Origin of the sequence: Nocardioides yefusunii (assembly GCF_004014875.1) — a bacterium.
GTDB lineage: Bacteria > Actinomycetota > Actinomycetes > Propionibacteriales > Nocardioidaceae > Nocardioides > Nocardioides yefusunii.
In genome coordinates this window covers 1076038-1092262 of the sequence record NZ_CP034929.1, presented here as the reverse complement: position 1 = coordinate 1092262, position 16225 = coordinate 1076038, and the positions used below count along the sequence as shown (strand labels likewise).

Genomic DNA, 16225 nt, shown 5'->3' with positions numbered 1-16225 from the left:
GGGCCCTGTGCCATTCTCCGGCGGTCTCAGGTTCGACGCACGGCCGGCGGCCACCACCGTCCGGTGACGGCGTCGCTGTGGGGTGCGTAGAGGCGCAGGTTGATCCCGAGCGGCCCGGTGGGAGCGGGCAACCAGTTGGATTCCTTCTCCGCGCCGGGGTTCGTGTGGCTGATCCAGATGTCGAGGGATCCGTCGGCGTTGTACGTCAACGGGTCGCGGTCGCCGAGGGCGAACCGGTCGAGTTCGTTCCCCACCTGGAATCCTTCTTCGTCGTACATCGTCACCGACCAGAACGCCGCCACCGGCGGGAGCGCATCGGCGTCGAAGTGCAGGACGTAGTCGCGCTCCCCCACGATCGGCTCGCCGTCGGCGTCGGCGACCAGCAACGGGTAGATCGCGTCGTCCATCGGGTTGGCGCCGAGACCTGCGAGCGTGACGCCGGCCCGGGACCGGTAGTCGTTGCCGTAGACGCCGATGGTGTCGGAGAAGTTGGTCCAGCCGTTGCGTTCGGTGCCGAGACGCGGAACGTCAGCGATCATCTGCTGCAGTCCCTCCGTCGCCCCTGTCTGCAGTGCGGAGAGCTCATCGGGCCCGAAACCGGTGGCGTCGAAGGAGCGTCCAGGGACGATTCCCATCTGTGCGATCCGGGCCAGCACCGAGAAGTCCGTTGCATGCGGCGGGACGCGCTTCAAGGTCTCTGCGGCGAGGCTGAAGAAGTCGATCGCCGAGAGCGCGTTGGCATGTGTCAGTGCCTCCACCTCCGGCTCGAACGTCGCGTCGACGGGGTACTCGCGGGGACCACCGACGGGTTCGAGGGAGAATCGGTCCTGGAGCGCAGTCACGGCCGGATAGTCGGCGGGACCGTTGGTCTGGATCCGGCCGATGATCCATGCATACGGCGTGGGTGCATGGATCACGGGCACGCCCTCAGGTAGTTCACCGGTCCACCCCGGACCGACGACGACGTGGTCCTGCTCCCCCGTGCCGGTGGTTCGCTTGCCGACGGTGGCGAAGACGTCGGTCCACATGTCCAGCATCGGCAGCATGTAGTAACGGTCGTCGGTGTCGGGAGCGTGCAACAGGACCGGGCCCTCGGTGAGGTCGAGCCAGGCGTTCGCGTAGAGGGTGTCGAAGTTGGGCCGCACCACGGCCCTGAAATCGGCGGGCGGGAAGGTCCGCAGGTGCCGGAACCCGTTGGGTGGGCCGAACCCCGGCTTGGAGTCCGCCGGCAGGCAGGTCGCCTGCCTCCGCGAGATCTCCATCGTCACCAACGGGTACAGGTAGACGTACGCCTCGCGGGCTAGTGTCCGCAGGTCGCTCCACAACACCGACACGCTCTCTCCTCACCTCGGGCGGTCACCGACGACCAGCCGTCCCCGCAACGTACGGAGCACAGGGCGTCGGGGGCTCCGATGCAGGGCCGGAACCGCCCTCCGGAGATGAGGTGGCGAAGAATGTGCGGAAGATTTCGTTCAGCAGCGTGCCGACGACATATTCCGCACATTCCTGAGCGGCCGAGGCCTCGAGTCAGCGCCAGCCGAGACCGGGCGCGACGTCGTCGACGACGGTCTTCAGCAGCCGTGCGTTGTACTCGACGCCGAGTTGGTTGGGCACCGTCAGCAGGACGGTGTCGGCCAACTGGATCGCCTCGTCGTCCTGGAGTTGCTCGACGAGCGCGTCAGGCTCCCCGGCATAGGAACGCCCGAAGACGGCCCGCAGGTCCGCCTCGATCTGCCCGACCTGGTCACGCGAGTTGGCATCGCGACCGAAGAACATGCGGTCGGTGTCGGTGGTGATCGGCATGATCGAACGGCTCACCGAGACCCGCGGGGCGAAGCCGTGGTCGTGCTTGTTCCACTCCTCGAGGTAGGCCTCGATCTGCTTGCGCTGCTGGACGTGGAACGGCTCCCCGGACTCGTCGGCGACCAGCGTCGAGCTCATCAGGTTCATGCCCTGCGCAGCGGCCCACCGAGCCGTCTCGATGCCGGCCGCACCCCACCAGATGCGCTGACGCAGACCGGGCGAGTGCGGCTCCAACGGGAGCAGACCGGGCGGGTTGGGGAACATCGGGCGCGGGTTGGGCTGGGCGAAGCCCTTGCCCTTGAGCACCTCGAGCAGGACCCCGGTGTGACGGCGAGCCATGTCGGCCTCGCTCTCGCCCTCGGCCGGGGCATAGCCGAAGTACTTCCAGCCGTCGATGACCTGCTCCGGTGATCCCCGGCTGATGCCGAGCTGGAGCCGGCCACCCGAGATCAGGTCGGCAGCTCCAGCGTCCTCAGCCATGTACATGGGGTTCTCGTAGCGCATATCGATCACGCCGGTACCGATCTCGATCTTCGAGGTCCGGGCACCGATCGCGGCGAGCAGCGGGAACGGCGACGCGAGCTGGCGGGCGAAGTGGTGGACACGGAAGTACGCACCGTCGATGCCCACCTCCTCGGCGGCCACGGCGAGCTCGATCGACTGCACCAACGTGTCCTGGGCAGTGCGCACCTGCGATCCAGGTGCCTCGCTCCAGTGACCGAAGTTGAGGAATCCGATTCTCTTCACGTCTGCTTCAAGGCTCGACGCCGTGCAGTTGTTCCCGCACCGTCTCGACTCCCCCACGCCCCCTGGCGGGCACAGAACGCCGAAGGCGCCGTCCCCGGAGGAACGGCGCCTTCGTGCGGTGCGGAGCCCTCAGCGGGCCGCACAGGTGGTGCTGGTGATCAGATGACACCCATGGCGAGCATGGCGTCGGCGACCTGGGTGAAACCTGCGATGTTGGCGCCGGCGACGTAGTCACCGGGGACGTCGTAGGCGTCGGCCGTCGCGAGGGTGCGGGCGTGGATGCCGGTCATGATGGCGTCCAGGCGCTCCTCGGTGTGCGAGAAGCTCCACTTGTCGCGCGAAGCGTTCTGCTGCATCTCCAGGGCGGAGGTCGCAACGCCACCGGCGTTGGCGGCCTTGCCGGGGGCGAAGAGGACGCCAGCACCCTGGAAGACGGCGACGGCGCCGGGGGTGGAAGGCATGTTGGCGCCCTCGGCGACCAGCTTCACGCCGTTGGAGACCAGGGCGCGGGCAGCCTTCTCGTCGAGCTCGTTCTGGGTGGCGCACGGGAGAGCCACGTCGACGGGGACGTCCCAGATGGAACCGCCCTGGACGAACTTCACGTGGGCGCCACGCTTGTCGGCGTACTCGGAGATACGGCCGCGCTGGACCTCCTTGATCTCACGCATGAGGTCGAGGTCGATGCCCTGCTCGTCGATCACGTAGCCCGACGAGTCCGACATCGCGACGACGGTGCCGCCGAGCTGGTGCACCTTCTGGACGGCGTAGAGGGCCACGTTGCCGGAACCCGACACGGTGACCTTCTTGCCGTCGAAGTTCTCACCCTTGGCGGCGAGCATCTCGCGGGCGAAGAAGACGGTGCCGTAACCGGTCGCCTCGGTGCGGGCCTGCGAGCCACCCCAGCTGAAGCCCTTGCCCGTGAGGACGCCGGACTCGTAGCGGTTGGTGATGCGCTTGTACTGACCGAAGAGGTAACCGATCTCGCGGCCACCGACACCGATGTCACCGGCCGGGACGTCGGTGTACTCGCCGAGGTGGCGGTACAGCTCGGTCATGAAGGACTGGCAGAAACGCATGATCTCGGCGTCCGAACGACCCTTGGGGTCGAAGTCGGAGCCACCCTTGCCGCCACCGATGGGCATGCCGGTGAGGGCGTTCTTGAAGATCTGCTCGAAGCCGAGGAACTTCACGATGCCGAGGTAGACCGACGGGTGGAAGCGGAGGCCACCCTTGTACGGGCCGAGCGCGGAGTTGAACTCGACGCGGAAACCACGGTTGATGTGGACACGGCCGGCGTCGTCGGTCCACGGCACACGGAAGATGATCTGGCGCTCGGGCTCGCAGATGCGCTCGATGATCGAGGCGTCGACGTACTCGGGGCGCTTGTCGACGACGGGGTTCAGGGACTCCAGAACCTCGTAGACGGCCTGGTGGAACTCGATCTCACCGGCGTTGCGACGCAGGACGTCGGCGTAGACGGGCTCGAGAGCGGGGTGCAAGGGCTTCATGAAAGGGCTCTTTCGATCGTGCAAGGGGGATGCGCGTGGCAACGGCCACGCCGGGCTGGTTCACGGAATCGGAGACGGCACCGTTGACGTCTCTCCGCTTGTCCCAGGACGGCTACGTCGACGTCCTGATCGTGAGGTCCGGGATCGTTGCGTCGACCGGGAGGTCGAGCACGTGAAGCACGGACGCTGCCACCGAGCTCGGCTGCATCCAGTCGGCCGCCCGGTAGGGGCGACCTTCCTGCAGGTGGACCTTCGCCTGCATGTCTGTTGCTGTGCGCGAGGGGTACACCGAGGTGACCCTCACGCCTGTTCCTGCCTCCTCGGCGCGGAGTGCGTCGGCCAGAGCCCGCAACCCGTGCTTGGAGGCGGCGTATCCGGCCCAGTCAGGGTTTGCGACCCTGCCTGCCCCGGAATTCACCATGACCACGGTTGCATGGGCCAATCGGAGGTTGGTCATCAGGTCCCGACAAAGCAACGCGGGTGCGGTGAGATTCACATTCAGTTGACTCAGCCACGATGCTGTGTCGAGGTCCGCGACCCGTCCGAGTTCAACGACGCCGGCGCAGTGGACGAGCGAGTCGATGCGCGGATGGGCCTGGGCGATCTCAGCACCCAGACGCTCCACCTGCGCGACGTCGCCGAGGTCGGCGACCTCGACGACCAACTCCCCCGGCCCAGCGTCCGCGAGGTCTGCTCGGACCTCGTCGGCACGGGCTGCGGACCGAGCCACCGTGACGACGGTGTCGCCACGGCTCAGCAGCATGGCGGCGAGAGCGCGGCCGATGCCCGCTCCCGCCCCGGTGAGGACGTGGATGCGGGGCGTCACTGGGTGAAGACGATCTTCCCGAAGACGTCGCCGGCAGCCATCGCCGCGAAGCCCTCCCGGGCGTCGGCGAGCGGGATCTCGCGGTCGATCAGCGGGCGAGTCCCTGTGGCGTCGAGGAGTCGCACCAGGGCAGCAAGTTCCTCGCGGGTGCCCATCGTGGAGCCGATGACCTGCAACTGCAGGAAGAAGATGCGGGTCAGCTCGGCGTCGTCGAGGTTGGGCCCGGACGTGGTGCCGGAGATGACGATCTTGCCGCCGGGACGCAGCGCACGAATCGAGTGCGACCAGGTCGCGCGTCCGACGGTCTCCATCACGGCGTCCACCTTGACCGGAAGACGGGCGCCGGACTCGAAGACCTGGTGCGCGCCGATCTCGACGGCGCGCTGGCGCTTGGCCTCGTCGCGGGAGGTCGCCAGGACGGTGAGCCCGCCCGCGCGCGCGAGGGTGATGAGCGCGGTGGCGACACCGCCGCCGGCGCCTTGTACGAGCACCGTGTCACCGGGCTTGAGGCCACCTTGGGTGAACAGCATCCGGTAGGCGGTCAGCCAGGCCGTCGGCAGGCAGGCTGCTTCAGCGAAGGAGAGCCCGGCCGGCTTCGCGACGACGTTGCGTCGCGGCACCACGACCTTCTCGGCGAACGTTCCCTGGTGACGCTCCGAGAGCAACGAACGCTTCGGGTCGAGGGTCTCGTCGCCGCTCCAGGACGGGTCGGAGATGACGGCGTGGACGACCACCTCGTTGCCGTCCTCGTCGATGCCTGCAGCGTCGCAGCCCAAGATCATCGGCAGCGCTTCCTCGCGCAGCCCAACGCCGCGCAGCGACCACAGGTCGTGGTGGTTGAGGGAGGCGGCCTTGACCGTGACGGTCGTCCAGCCTTCGGGGGCGACCGGGTCAGGGCGCTCCCCCAGGACGAGACCACTCAGCGGGTCGACAGCGTCGCGGGCGGCGAACGACGAGGCGTAGACGGCGAACATGGCGCCGAGACTATCTGGTGCCTACTTTCGCGCGACCCCGTCCCGACGGGCAGCCTCGGCGACCGCGGCAGCGACCGCAGGTCCGACACGGGGATCGAAGGGCGAGGGGATGATGTGATTTGCCCTGAGGTCGTCGCCCACGAGCCCGGCGAGCGCCTCGGCGGCCGCGAGCTTCATGCCCTCGGTGATGGAACGCGCGCCGACGTCGAAGGTGCCCCGGAAGATGCCGGGGAACGCCAGCACGTTGTTGATCTGGTTGGGGAAGTCGGAGCGTCCGGTCGCGACCACGGCTGCGTACTTGTGCGCGAGGTCGGGGTGGACCTCCGGGGTCGGGTTGGCCAGGCCGAAGATGATCGCGTTCTCTGCCATCGAAGCGACGACCTCCTCGGGAACGGAACCGCCGGAGACGCCGATGTAGACGTCGGCCCCCTTCATCACGTCGGCGAGCGAGCCGCAGCGCAGGAAGTTGTCGGCGGTGGCACGTGCGATCTCGGACTTGATCGGCGTCAGGTCAGATCGCTCAGAACTGAGCACGCCCTGACGGTCCAGGACGGCAATGTCGGCGTACCCGGCGCCGAGCAGGATCTTCGCGACCGCGACGCCGGCGGCTCCGGCCCCTGAGATCACGACGCGGGTCTCGGCCGGGGTGCGGCCGGTGACCGTGAGGGCGTTGGTCAGGGCGGCGAGGGCGACCACTGCGGTGCCGTGCTGGTCGTCGTGGAAGACGGGGATGTCGAGGGACTCCTTGAGGCGCGCCTCGATCTCGAAGCAGCGCGGCGCGGAGATGTCCTCCAGGTTGATGCCACCGAAGGAGGGAGCCATCCGCTCGACGGTCTCGACGATCTCGTCGACGTCGGTGGTGGCCAGACAGATCGGGACGGAGTCGACGCCGCCGAACTCCTTGAACAGGACTGCCTTGCCCTCCATGACCGGCATCGCTGCGGCCGGGCCGATGTCGCCCAGGCCGAGCACGGCGGTGCCGTCGGTGACGACGGCGACGACGTTGGGGACCCACGTGTACTCCTGCGTCAGCGCAGGGTTCTCGGCGATCGCGGTGCAGACCCGGGCCACACCGGGGGTGTAGGCCAGCGACAGTTCGTCGGCTCCTGCGAGCCTGACCCGGGAGACGGTCTCGAGCTTTCCACCGACGTGGAGGTCGAAGACCGGGTCACCGGCCAGGGGGTGCGTGGACAGTTCAGGGCTCACCATGCCGGCGAGTCTCACACGATCCTGCAGCCTTCAACAGAGCGTCCGGATGCGGGACAAGGGGTGCCGAAACCAGCCCTGACCTGTGATCATGTGCGCGCGTCCGCCCCCGGCGCAGCCAGTCCACGGGCGGTCCGCGGGCTCGGCCAGACTCGACACAGAACGCGCGCCAGGACGTCGGCGGACGGGACGACGCCCCGGTGACGGGAGTCGATGCCCTCGGCGGGGTTGTCGCTCAGCACCCACCAGCCCGGCTCCCCACGACGATCGATCCGCACCTCGACCGCACGCTTGACCGCGAGGGTCCCGTCGACGAAACGCACGACGACGACGTCGCCGGGTCGGACGTCACAGCCGTACCGGACCACCAGGCGGTCTCCGGCGTGCAGAGTCGGCTCCATCGAACGCCCCACGACGCGGGCGAATCCGAACACGTGGCCTCCCCCGCTTCCCTGTGCGCTCACGCCGAGTAGTCTCACAGGAACCAGTCAATGCATCACCACCGAGAGGAAAACGGATGTTCTCCCGTCTCTTCGCTCCGACCGTCGAGGTCTCCGCCCACTGCGACCTGCCCTGCGGCGTCTACGACCCCGCCCAGGCTCGCATCGAGGCTGAGTCGATCAAGGCTCTCATCGCCAAGGTCGAGGCCTCCGACGACGCCGACTTCCGCACCCGCGCCATCCTGATCAAGGAGCAGCGCTCGGAGGAGGTCAAGAAGCACCTGTGGATCCTGTGGACCGACTACTTCAAGGCTCCGCACTTCGAGAAGTACCCGAACCTGCACACCCTCATCAACGACGCCACCAAGCTTGCTGGCGCCGGTGGCACCAAGGGTGGCCTGAACGCCGAGGTCGCCGACCAGCTCCTCGCCAAGATCGACGAGATCGCTGAGATCTTCTGGGAGACGAAGAAGGCCTGAGCCTGAGTGGCGAGCCCGCTCGTCACTGAGCCGAGGCTGGCAGGTCACTGACCCGCCGTTCTCTCCACGAACGCCGTCCCGGTCGCAGCACGTGCTGCGACGGGGCGGCGTTTGTGCTTCGGGAACTGCTCAGGAGCAACTGAGCCGTAACTGTGCGCTCAGAGGGCTCCGAGAGCCTCCCACGACGCGCAACTGCACAGTTACGGCCACTTCTCGACCCAGGCGTCGGCGCGGGGTGGAGACGACGAGCAGGGCCCGCCCCGGAGTGATCCGGGACGGGCCCTGCTGCGTTGGGTGGTGCGTGTGGCGTGTCGGGTCAGCGCACGGCGCGGACGACCTTCACGACCTTCTTCTTCGACGTCAGCGCGTCACCGCGGTAGGTGATGACGACGCGCTTCTTGCCTGCGTTCGCGAAGGGCTTGAGCTTCAGCGTGACGGTGCCGCGCTTCAGCTTCACGACGCGTGCCTTCTGGCCCGGCGCCTTGACGACGACGGAACCGGTGGCTCGGGCCCCTCCGGCACGGGTCACGGTGACACGCACGGTGGCCTTGCCCGAACCGAGGGTGACCTTCTTCGGAGCGGTCACCTTGACCTTGGCCGCAGCCTTCTTCACGGTCAGCGTGATCGAGGCGCGGGCGGCCGTGTGGCCGGCGTCGCCGGCATAGACGACCGTCAGCACGGACTTGCCCGGGCGGACCTTGCCGGCCGGGACGGTGATGGTTGCGCGGCCCTTGACGATGGCGGCCGAACCGAGCACCTGGGTGCCCCGACGCAGCTCGACGCGGCCGGTGGCACCGGACGTGACGGTCACCGGGACGGTGATCTTCGCGCCGTAGACGGCCGTGACGGCCTTCGCGGTGAGACGGGTGGCCACGGGCTTCGGCGTCGGCGTCGGCGTCGGCGTCGGCGTCGGCGTCGGCGTCGGGGTCGGGGTCGGGGTGACCGGCGTCGGCATCGGGACGACGAGCGGCACCGTGGTGCCGGTGCTGTCGCCGACCAGGGTCAGGCCCTCGACGTTCGCCGGGAGCTCGAAGGAGACCGCAGCGGTTCCTGCGGTGTCGTACGGCGCGGTGGCGCGGTCGTTGGTGAGGGCGAAGCGCCCCAACTCGACGTCGCCGTTCTTGACGACGACCTCGGAGTCGACCAGGTCGCCGTCGGCCGTCATGGCCCAGGACTTGATGCCGAAGGCGACGGTGTCGCCAGACTTGTACTCAGCCGGGGCGTCGGCCGGGAACTGGACCTGGACACCGCGCTGGGAACGGTCGACCTTCAGCGGCTTGGACGCGTCGTGCGCAGCCATGAAGTCGACCATCGCGGCGAGGTCGACCTTGCCGGTGTCGACGACGTTCTTGGCGTCGGCGAACGCCCAGAAGTTGTCTCCACCCGCTCCGAGGAACGAGTTGGCGGTGACCGAGTAGGTCTTGTCCGCCTCGATCGCGACGCCGTTGAGCCACATGCCCGTCACGGCGCCGACGAAGGTGTCGACCGGTGCAGCGTTGGCGACGGCCACGCGCTGCGGGGTCTCGGAGTAGGTGTAGACGAAACCGTTCGAGACACCGAGGCGCTGGAACGGACGGCTCGGAACGCCACCGAGGGCGTTGCGCTGCCACTGCTGCTCGAGCAGCGTCTTGATCTGAGCACCCGTCAGGTCCATGTTGACCAGCGTGTTCGCGAACGGCTGGACGTCGGCGGCCTCGCGGTAGGAGAGCTCACGCAGGTCGCCCTTGGCGGTGCCGGGCATGTCCGCGCGCAGACCGCCGGGGTTCATGAATGCGATGTCGGTCGTGAAACCGGCCTCGGCCGTCGCCCACCGCTGGGCCTCGGCGACGAGGTTGCCCAGGACGGACTCTCCGCCACGGTTCTCCACGGCCGCACCGCCTGCGGTGTAGACGGCGCGGTTGGCCTCGGCGTCCATGACACCGAGGACCTCGGCACCGGCGACGTCGGCGTGGGCGACGGCAGCGTCCACGATCTCGGCGACGTCGGCACGCGGGGCGTGGCCGACACCGGCAGCAGCGATGACCTCGGAGTCGACGCCCACCAGGGCGTCGGTCTCGGTGTCGAAGGTGAACACGATCTCGTTGAGGTTCGTGCCGTACTGACCGGCCGAGACGACGGGACGCTTGGTCACGTCACGCTTCTCGTCCGCCCACTTCTCGACGGGGAAGCGGCAGTTGTAGGCCAGGTGCGTGTGGCCCGAGACGATCGCGTCGACGTCGGCGGACGTGTTGGCGACGATGTTGCCGAAGGCAGTGGCGCTGTCGGTGAACGTCGGCGACAGGCAGGACGACGACGACGAACCCTCGTGGACGAGCAGGACGACGATGTCAGCGCCGTCCGCCTTGAGCTTCGCGGCAGCCGCGTTGGTGGCCTCGACGACGTCAGTGACCTGGACGCCCTCGATCAGGTCGGGGTTGACCAGCGAGGGAAGGTCCTCGGTGACGGCACCGACGAAACCGATCTTCACGCCGTCGCGGACCGTGGTCCAGGTCTCGGCGAGCTCGTCGCGGCCCTCGGGCTCGACGACGTTGGCGGCGATGTACTCCCAGTCGGCGCGGTCCTTGATGCGACCGACGAGGTCCTCGTAGCCGCGGTCGAACTCGTGGTTACCGGCAGCCGAGACCTCGAGGCCCATGGCGTTGAGGGCGTCGATGGTCGGCTCGTCCTTCTGGATGAAGGACTCGAACGTCGAAGCGCCCACGAGGTCACCGGCAGCGACGAAGACGCTGTTCGGGTTCTGCTCGCGCAGCTCGTCCACCGCAGTAGCGAACGGAGCGGCCCCGGCGGCGCTGCCCGCGTCGGGCAGGAGACGGCCGTGGAAGTCGTTGGTGGCGAGCACCGCGACCTTCTTGTGGCTCGTGGACGCGAACTCGGGGACCTTGATGCCGATCACGTGCGGGTTGTGGTCCGACGTGGCGAACGGCAGCTCGGGCTGGAAGAAGTCGACGACGTTGTAGTTGTGACGGCTGTACTGGAACGCAGCCGACTCGTTGGCGTTGATCTGCCAGACGTCGGATCCGGTGACCATCTTCATGGCCTCGGCGTTGCCCAGGACGTGGTCGAGCGAACCGGAGAGACCGTCGTAGGAGTAGGAGTGGTCGTTCTCCTCGTCGGAGGCGATCGGCGTGAAGCCACCCTCGGCGAGCTTCTCCAGCGGCTCCTCCTTGGCGTAGGCGTTGAAGTCGCCAGCCAGGAAGACGGGGCCGATGCCGCGCTCGGCGGCGAAGTCGTCGGCGAACTTCACCAGGCGGGCAGCCGCCCGGACGCGGTCGCCGTTGAAGGCGCCGACACCGGTGAGCTCGTCGGCAGCGTTGTCGCCGCTGGCCTTGGGAGCGCCGGGAGCGGAGTTGTCGCCCTTGGACTTGAAGTGGTTGCCGATGACGGCGAACGCGTCGGAATCCGGAGCACCCTTGGCCTTGAAGGCCTGGGCCAGCGGCTCGCGGGCGTTGGCGAACTCGTCGGTGAAGAGCAACAGGTCGGACTGACCGACCGTCTCCACGAACTCCTTCTTGTAGATGAACGCCGAACGGATGACGTCCTGCTCGGCGATCGCCGCAGAGGTCAGCGCGGAGCCCGGGCTGCGGACGTACGCCCAGGTGCCCGGGTTCGCCTCGTTGAGGAGGCGCACGAGGTTGGCCAGTGCCGCGTCACGGTTGGTGCCGCCGGGCAGCTTGATCGAGTTCTCGACCTCCTCGAGCGCGATCACGTCGGCGTCGAGGGTGTTGATGGTGTTGACCAGCTTGGCTTCCTGACGCGCACGCGACGCCTCGGTCGCGGCGCCGCGGGGACCGCGGCCGTCATTGGGGTTGCTGCTGGTGTAGGTCTCACCGGGCTGCTTCACACCACAGGAGTTGTTGGTGATGCGGTTGCCACCGCGGTCGGTGTAGTAGGTGCAGTGCGTGTCCTGGGACGGCTTCTGCTCCTTGCCGCTGGCCGCGTAGGCCTCACCGGTGGTCTGGAAGTAGTTCAGGACGTTGAAGGAGGCGATCTTGAGGTCGCCACCGACGTTGCGCGGCGCCAGGTTCGTGGCGCGCTCGTCGGAGAAGGCCACCACGTCGGCACCGTTGGTGGTGACCGGACGGGTCGGCTGGAACTTCCACGCACTGTTGCGCCAGTCCAGGATGACCGGCTGCTTGAACGTGACCTGGGCACCGACACGGACGTTGCCCTCGACCGAACCGTCGGCCTTGGTCAGGTACGGCAGCGGCTTGGACTTGTTCTCGGCGTTGCCCAGGTAGTTGAGCGACGAGCCGTCGTCGAGACCGATCCGACGGGCCTCGTTCTCGGCCCGGACGGCCTTGACGGCCTCGGTGTCCTTCGGCGAGACGTGCTCGGTGGGCTGCTTCAGCGGCTCAGTGCCCGCGGCGAGGCCGATCTCGGCGTACTGGTTGGCGCTGTAGGCGTTGGTGACGGTGTAGGCGCCGCGCGGGTCGAGGAGCATGCCCTCGAGCGTCTCGCGCTCCTCGTCCGTCGCGGGCCAGACGGTCTGCAGCGGGGTGACGGGGGCCAGCGGTGCGTCGAGTTCGACGACGCCGCCGTCCAGCGCGCTGATCTGGGTGTGGTCGTAGTACTCAGCGACCCGGCCGGTCACGCGGACGGAGTCACCGATGGTGATTCCGGCGGCGGCGAAGTCGCGGGAGTAGACGAAGATCGCGTCCGAGGCGTCGGCAGTCTTCGAGGTGCCACCGGTGCCGGCGGTCTGGACGAAGAGTCCGTTGAACCCTCCGGTGGAGTAGTCGGCAGTGACGACGCCCTCGACCGCAACGATCTGGGAACCGGTGTCATTGCCGGACTTCGGTGCGAACGGCGAGCGGGCGCCGGTGCCCTGGATCTCGGCGATGGTCGTGACGACCGCGGCCGGGAAGACTCGGAAGGTGAACTCCGAGGTGACGCTCGCTGCCGGCTCGGCAGCGTCGGTCACGGTGACGGTCACGTTCATGTCGCCGGCGGCGGTGGGGGTGCCGGAGAGCTGACCGGTCGCTGCGTCGAACACGATGCCGTCGGGCAGCGTCGACGTTGAGATCGTGTACGGGGCGGTCCCACCGGCGGGCGTCAGCGCAACGGGACCGAAGGGGAGGCCGACGTTGCTGTTGAGCGTCTTGGTCTCCAGCGTGAGCGGCTGGGCCACGGCGTCAGCCGCAAGCGGGGTCGGCTCGGCGGCGGGCGCGAAGTCAGCAGCGTTGTCGTCGGTGTCGACGACGACGCCGCCCACGATCTTGCGCGAGATCGAGAGGCTGTTGCTGGGTGCGTTGGCCGGACCGGTGCCCTCGAAGCTGCTCGCGGTGCCGAAGCCCACGTAGTCGACGACGTCGGCGTGGCTCACCGCACGGGGACCACCGGGGTTGACCGGCGTGGTGACGCGGGCCAGGTAGATCGAGCCGTTGGAGCCGGCCAGGTTCATGGCGGTGCCGCTCGACGCCGCGTCCGGCTTCGGCAGGGCCGGCAGGGAGGCGTTGTTGCCCGGCGACAGCTGGACCAGGAACGATCCGCCGGGAGCGACGGTGGCGTCGGGGAGCGCGAAGACGCCGGAAGCGCCGGGCGCGGAGACGCTGGTCGCGGCGCGGTACTGCAGGCTCATTCCGGCCAGGCTGAGCGGCTTGGCGGTCGGGTTGTAGAGCTCCACGAAGTCGTGGGTGTAGACGGCACCGCTGTTGCCGCCACCTCCGTAGACCTCGTTGATCACCAGGTGCGTGGGCGAGTCTGCCAGGGCGGGCGCCGCGGGCAGCGTGAGGGCACCTGCGGCAGCGACGGCGGTCGCCAACGCTGCGGGCAGGCGCCGTGAGGAACGTTGCATGAAGTCGTTTCTCCAACGATTGAGGGGGAAGTGGTCCCGCCGCAGGCGGGCCGCGACCATCGTATGTTCCCCAACCGTTACAACTACCCTTCAGTAGGTCTCGGACCCGTAACAGCGTGGTGTCGGTGCTCACACTCTTCCCCCGGCACCCCGGAGCCCGCGAGCCCGCGCTCGGCCCGGCCGAGCTCAGGGCAAGATCAGCGGGACCGCGCCGATCGCATAGTGTCGCGGTGAGCACGCACCCGAGGAGCGCCCGATGACCGACGTCCAGCACACCCCTGACGCTGAGCCCGCCCGGGTGACCCTGAGCGTTCCGGCCAAGAGCGCCTTCGCCTCCGTGGTGCGTTCGACCGCGACCGGGCTCGCGGCACGCCTCGACTTCACGATCGACGAGGTCGAGGACCTTCGGATCGCGGTCGGCGAGGCCGACGCACTCATGCTCGAGGTTGCGGCGCCCCGGGCGTCGCTCGACACCGTCTTCACGCTGGCGCCCGGCTTCATCCAGGCCCAACTCACCGTCGCCACGGTCCCCGGGGCCGAACTCGACATCAACTCGTTCGCCTGGCAGGTGCTCAACACCCTGGCGGACACCTGCACCCACGACACCGTGGACGACACCATCACCCTCACCCTCACCGTCACCTCTGCCCTCTCGGACCTGCTGGAGCGATGACCCTCCCCGACAACGAGCCGGACGCCACCCACGGCGACCCCGCTCCCCCCCAGCCACCCACCCGTTCCACCGGCGAGGCGGTACGAGCCGCCAGCGCCGCCCTGTTCGCCCGCCTGGAGTCGCTCTCCCCCACCGACCCCGCGCATGCCGCCGTCCGCGAAGAACTGGTCCACCTCCACCTCCCCCTGGTGGAGCACTGTGCCCGGCGTTTCCGCAACCGTGGCGAGCCGCTCGAGGACCTCACCCAGGTCGGCACCATCGGCCTGCTCAAGTCCATCGACCGGTTCGAGACGGCCCGCGGCGTGGAGTTCGCCTCCTACGCCACCCCGACCGTCATCGGCGAGATCAAACGGCACTTCCGCGACCGCGGCTGGGCCATCCGGGTTCCGCGTCGCCTGCAGGAACTGCGCCTGCAGATCACCTCGGCCACCGCCGAGATCTCCCAGACCCTGGGCCGCTCCCCCACGCCGCGTGAGCTCGCCGAGCACATCGGGTGCAGCGTCGACGAGGTCGTGGAGGGCATCGCCTCGGGCAACGCCTACGCGACCCTCTCCCTCGACGCCACCGACAGCGACGACGAGCGCGGCTCGTCGCTGGCCGACGTACTCAGCGCCGACGACGACGCCCTCGAGCACGTCGAGATCCGGGAGTCGGTGATGCCCCTCCTGGACCGCCTCGGCCCCCGCGAGCGGCAGATCCTGGTGCTGCGCTTCTTCCGCAACATGACCCAGTCCCAGATCGCGGCCGAGGTCGGCATCTCCCAGATGCACGTCTCACGACTGCTGGCCCGCACCCTGGAACAGATGAGGCACATCCTCGAGGACGTCTGAGCGACGTCTCCGGCGACGTGCCTCCTCGGTGGATCCCCGGGCGACCCGGGGGTTCGGGTGGGGCTCAGTCCTCCTCGAACCAGGCCAGGCTGCTACGCCAGAAGACGCCGATCAGCACGACCAGCGCGGTCGCGCCCAGCGCCCCGGCGAGGTCAGGGGTCGAGTCGCGGTAGCTCCAGGCAAGGCCCAGTTGGATCAGCTGCCCCAGGACGACGAGGCTGCGCCCCGATGAGTTCTGCTTCCACATCAGGACGCTGCAGGCCGCCAGGACCGCACCCCAGCCGAGGAAGAAGAGCGCGGTGGTGAGGCCCATCGCCAAGCGGTCGGAGTTCAGCGAGAGCAGCTCTGCCACCCCGAGCACGACCAGGGCGACGACTTCGACGAGGACGATCGCCAGGGCCACACGGAGCGGCCACGGCACGCCCGTGGGGCGCTTGCCGAGAGGGGCGATCACATTTTCTCCAGATGCGGGGCTCACATCACCAACTGTAGTTGTGACTCACGTGACGCCCCGAAAGGGTTGTGAAACGTCCGATATCTTGGGAGATTGGTATGCACTCTGTGGCGGACGACTCGGTGTCCCGCCCAGTTCTCATGCCCCGACAGGGGGTCCACCGACCCCCAACTCGGCCTTCTCCCCCCAAACCCCAGGAATGAGGAACCCTCAGCCATGGATTGGCGTCACCGTTCTGCCTGCCTCGACGAGGACCCGGAGCTGTTCTTCCCGATCGGTAACACCGGACCTGCGATCCTCCAGATCGAGGAGGCCAAGCAGGTCTGCCGCCGGTGCGACGTACGCGAACTGTGCCTCTCGTGGGCACTCGAGGCTGGCCAGGACCACGGTGTCTGGGGCGGCCTCTCCGAGGACGAGCGTCGCGCGCTGAAGCGCCGCAACGCCCGCGCTCGCGTCCGCACCGCCTGAACCACCCGTCGACGTCCGTGGCC

General features: G+C 68.5%; 13 protein-coding genes. 4 read left to right on the top strand and 9 right to left on the bottom strand.

Translation table 11 applies throughout. The features are described 5' to 3' along the window. Positions 1-26: 26 nt before the first annotated feature. The 7 genes from EOV43_RS04850 to EOV43_RS04820 all read right to left on the bottom strand — a co-directional run bounded on the left by EOV43_RS04850 (position 27) and on the right by EOV43_RS04820 (position 7528). On the bottom strand, positions 27-1334 hold the full coding sequence (locus EOV43_RS04850; protein WP_128219930.1) for a DUF1254 domain-containing protein: 1308 nt from the start codon (positions 1332-1334) through the stop codon (positions 27-29). A 193-nt stretch (positions 1335-1527) separates the two neighbouring features. Beyond that, positions 1528-2550, bottom strand: coding sequence for an LLM class flavin-dependent oxidoreductase (locus tag EOV43_RS04845; protein ID WP_128219929.1), 1023 nt, complete (start codon positions 2548-2550; stop codon positions 1528-1530). A 158-nt stretch (positions 2551-2708) separates the two neighbouring features. Further along, a complete protein-coding gene (gdhA, locus tag EOV43_RS04840; protein WP_128219928.1) occupies positions 2709-4058 on the bottom strand; it encodes an NADP-specific glutamate dehydrogenase in 1350 nt (449 codons plus the stop codon). A gap of 112 nt (positions 4059-4170) precedes the next feature. After that, positions 4171-4884: an SDR family oxidoreductase gene (locus EOV43_RS04835; RefSeq protein ID WP_239022237.1), complete on the bottom strand. Its 714-nt coding sequence runs from the start codon at positions 4882-4884 to the stop codon at positions 4171-4173. Continuing rightward, the gene (locus tag EOV43_RS04830; protein ID WP_128219927.1) at positions 4881-5858 is read right to left on the bottom strand and encodes a zinc-binding dehydrogenase; all 978 of its coding nucleotides are present in this window, start codon (positions 5856-5858) and stop codon (positions 4881-4883) included. Before EOV43_RS04830 ends, EOV43_RS04835 begins: the two co-directional genes overlap by 4 nt. Positions 5859-5879: 21 nt before the next feature. After that, positions 5880-7067 (bottom strand): NAD(P)-dependent malic enzyme, encoded by a 1188-nt coding sequence (locus EOV43_RS04825; RefSeq protein WP_128219926.1) that lies wholly within the window; start codon positions 7065-7067, stop codon positions 5880-5882. A gap of 86 nt (positions 7068-7153) precedes the next feature. Next, positions 7154-7528 (bottom strand): S24/S26 family peptidase, encoded by a 375-nt coding sequence (locus EOV43_RS04820; protein ID WP_239022236.1) that lies wholly within the window; start codon positions 7526-7528, stop codon positions 7154-7156. A gap of 53 nt (positions 7529-7581) precedes the next feature. Here EOV43_RS04820 and sodN point away from each other — a divergent pair, with 53 nt between their 5' ends. After that, on the top strand, positions 7582-7983 hold the full coding sequence (gene sodN / locus EOV43_RS04815; RefSeq protein ID WP_128219925.1) for a superoxide dismutase, Ni: 402 nt from the start codon (positions 7582-7584) through the stop codon (positions 7981-7983). Between the two features lie 316 nt (positions 7984-8299). Here the strand turns inward: sodN and EOV43_RS04810 are convergent, their stop codons facing one another. Then, a complete protein-coding gene (locus EOV43_RS04810) occupies positions 8300-13777 on the bottom strand; it encodes an ExeM/NucH family extracellular endonuclease (protein WP_164878725.1) in 5478 nt (1825 codons plus the stop codon). Positions 13778-14033: 256 nt separating this feature from the next. Here EOV43_RS04810 and EOV43_RS04805 point away from each other — a divergent pair, with 256 nt between their 5' ends. After that, on the top strand, positions 14034-14450 hold the full coding sequence (locus EOV43_RS04805) for an ATP-binding protein (protein WP_128219923.1): 417 nt from the start codon (positions 14034-14036) through the stop codon (positions 14448-14450). Beyond that, on the top strand, positions 14447-15280 hold the full coding sequence (locus EOV43_RS04800) for an RNA polymerase sigma factor SigF (RefSeq protein ID WP_128219922.1): 834 nt from the start codon (positions 14447-14449) through the stop codon (positions 15278-15280). The genes EOV43_RS04805 and EOV43_RS04800 overlap by 4 nt, the downstream gene beginning before the upstream one ends. 64 nt (positions 15281-15344) lie before the next feature. Here the strand turns inward: EOV43_RS04800 and EOV43_RS04795 are convergent, their stop codons facing one another. Beyond that, complete coding sequence (locus tag EOV43_RS04795) at positions 15345-15734, bottom strand: hypothetical protein (protein ID WP_128219921.1); 390 nt, start codon at positions 15732-15734, stop codon at positions 15345-15347. 216 nt (positions 15735-15950) lie between these two features. Between EOV43_RS04795 and EOV43_RS04790 the strand changes: the two genes are divergently transcribed. Then, on the top strand, positions 15951-16202 hold the full coding sequence (locus tag EOV43_RS04790) for a WhiB family transcriptional regulator (protein ID WP_128219920.1): 252 nt from the start codon (positions 15951-15953) through the stop codon (positions 16200-16202). The last annotated feature ends 23 nt before the right edge of the window (positions 16203-16225 follow it).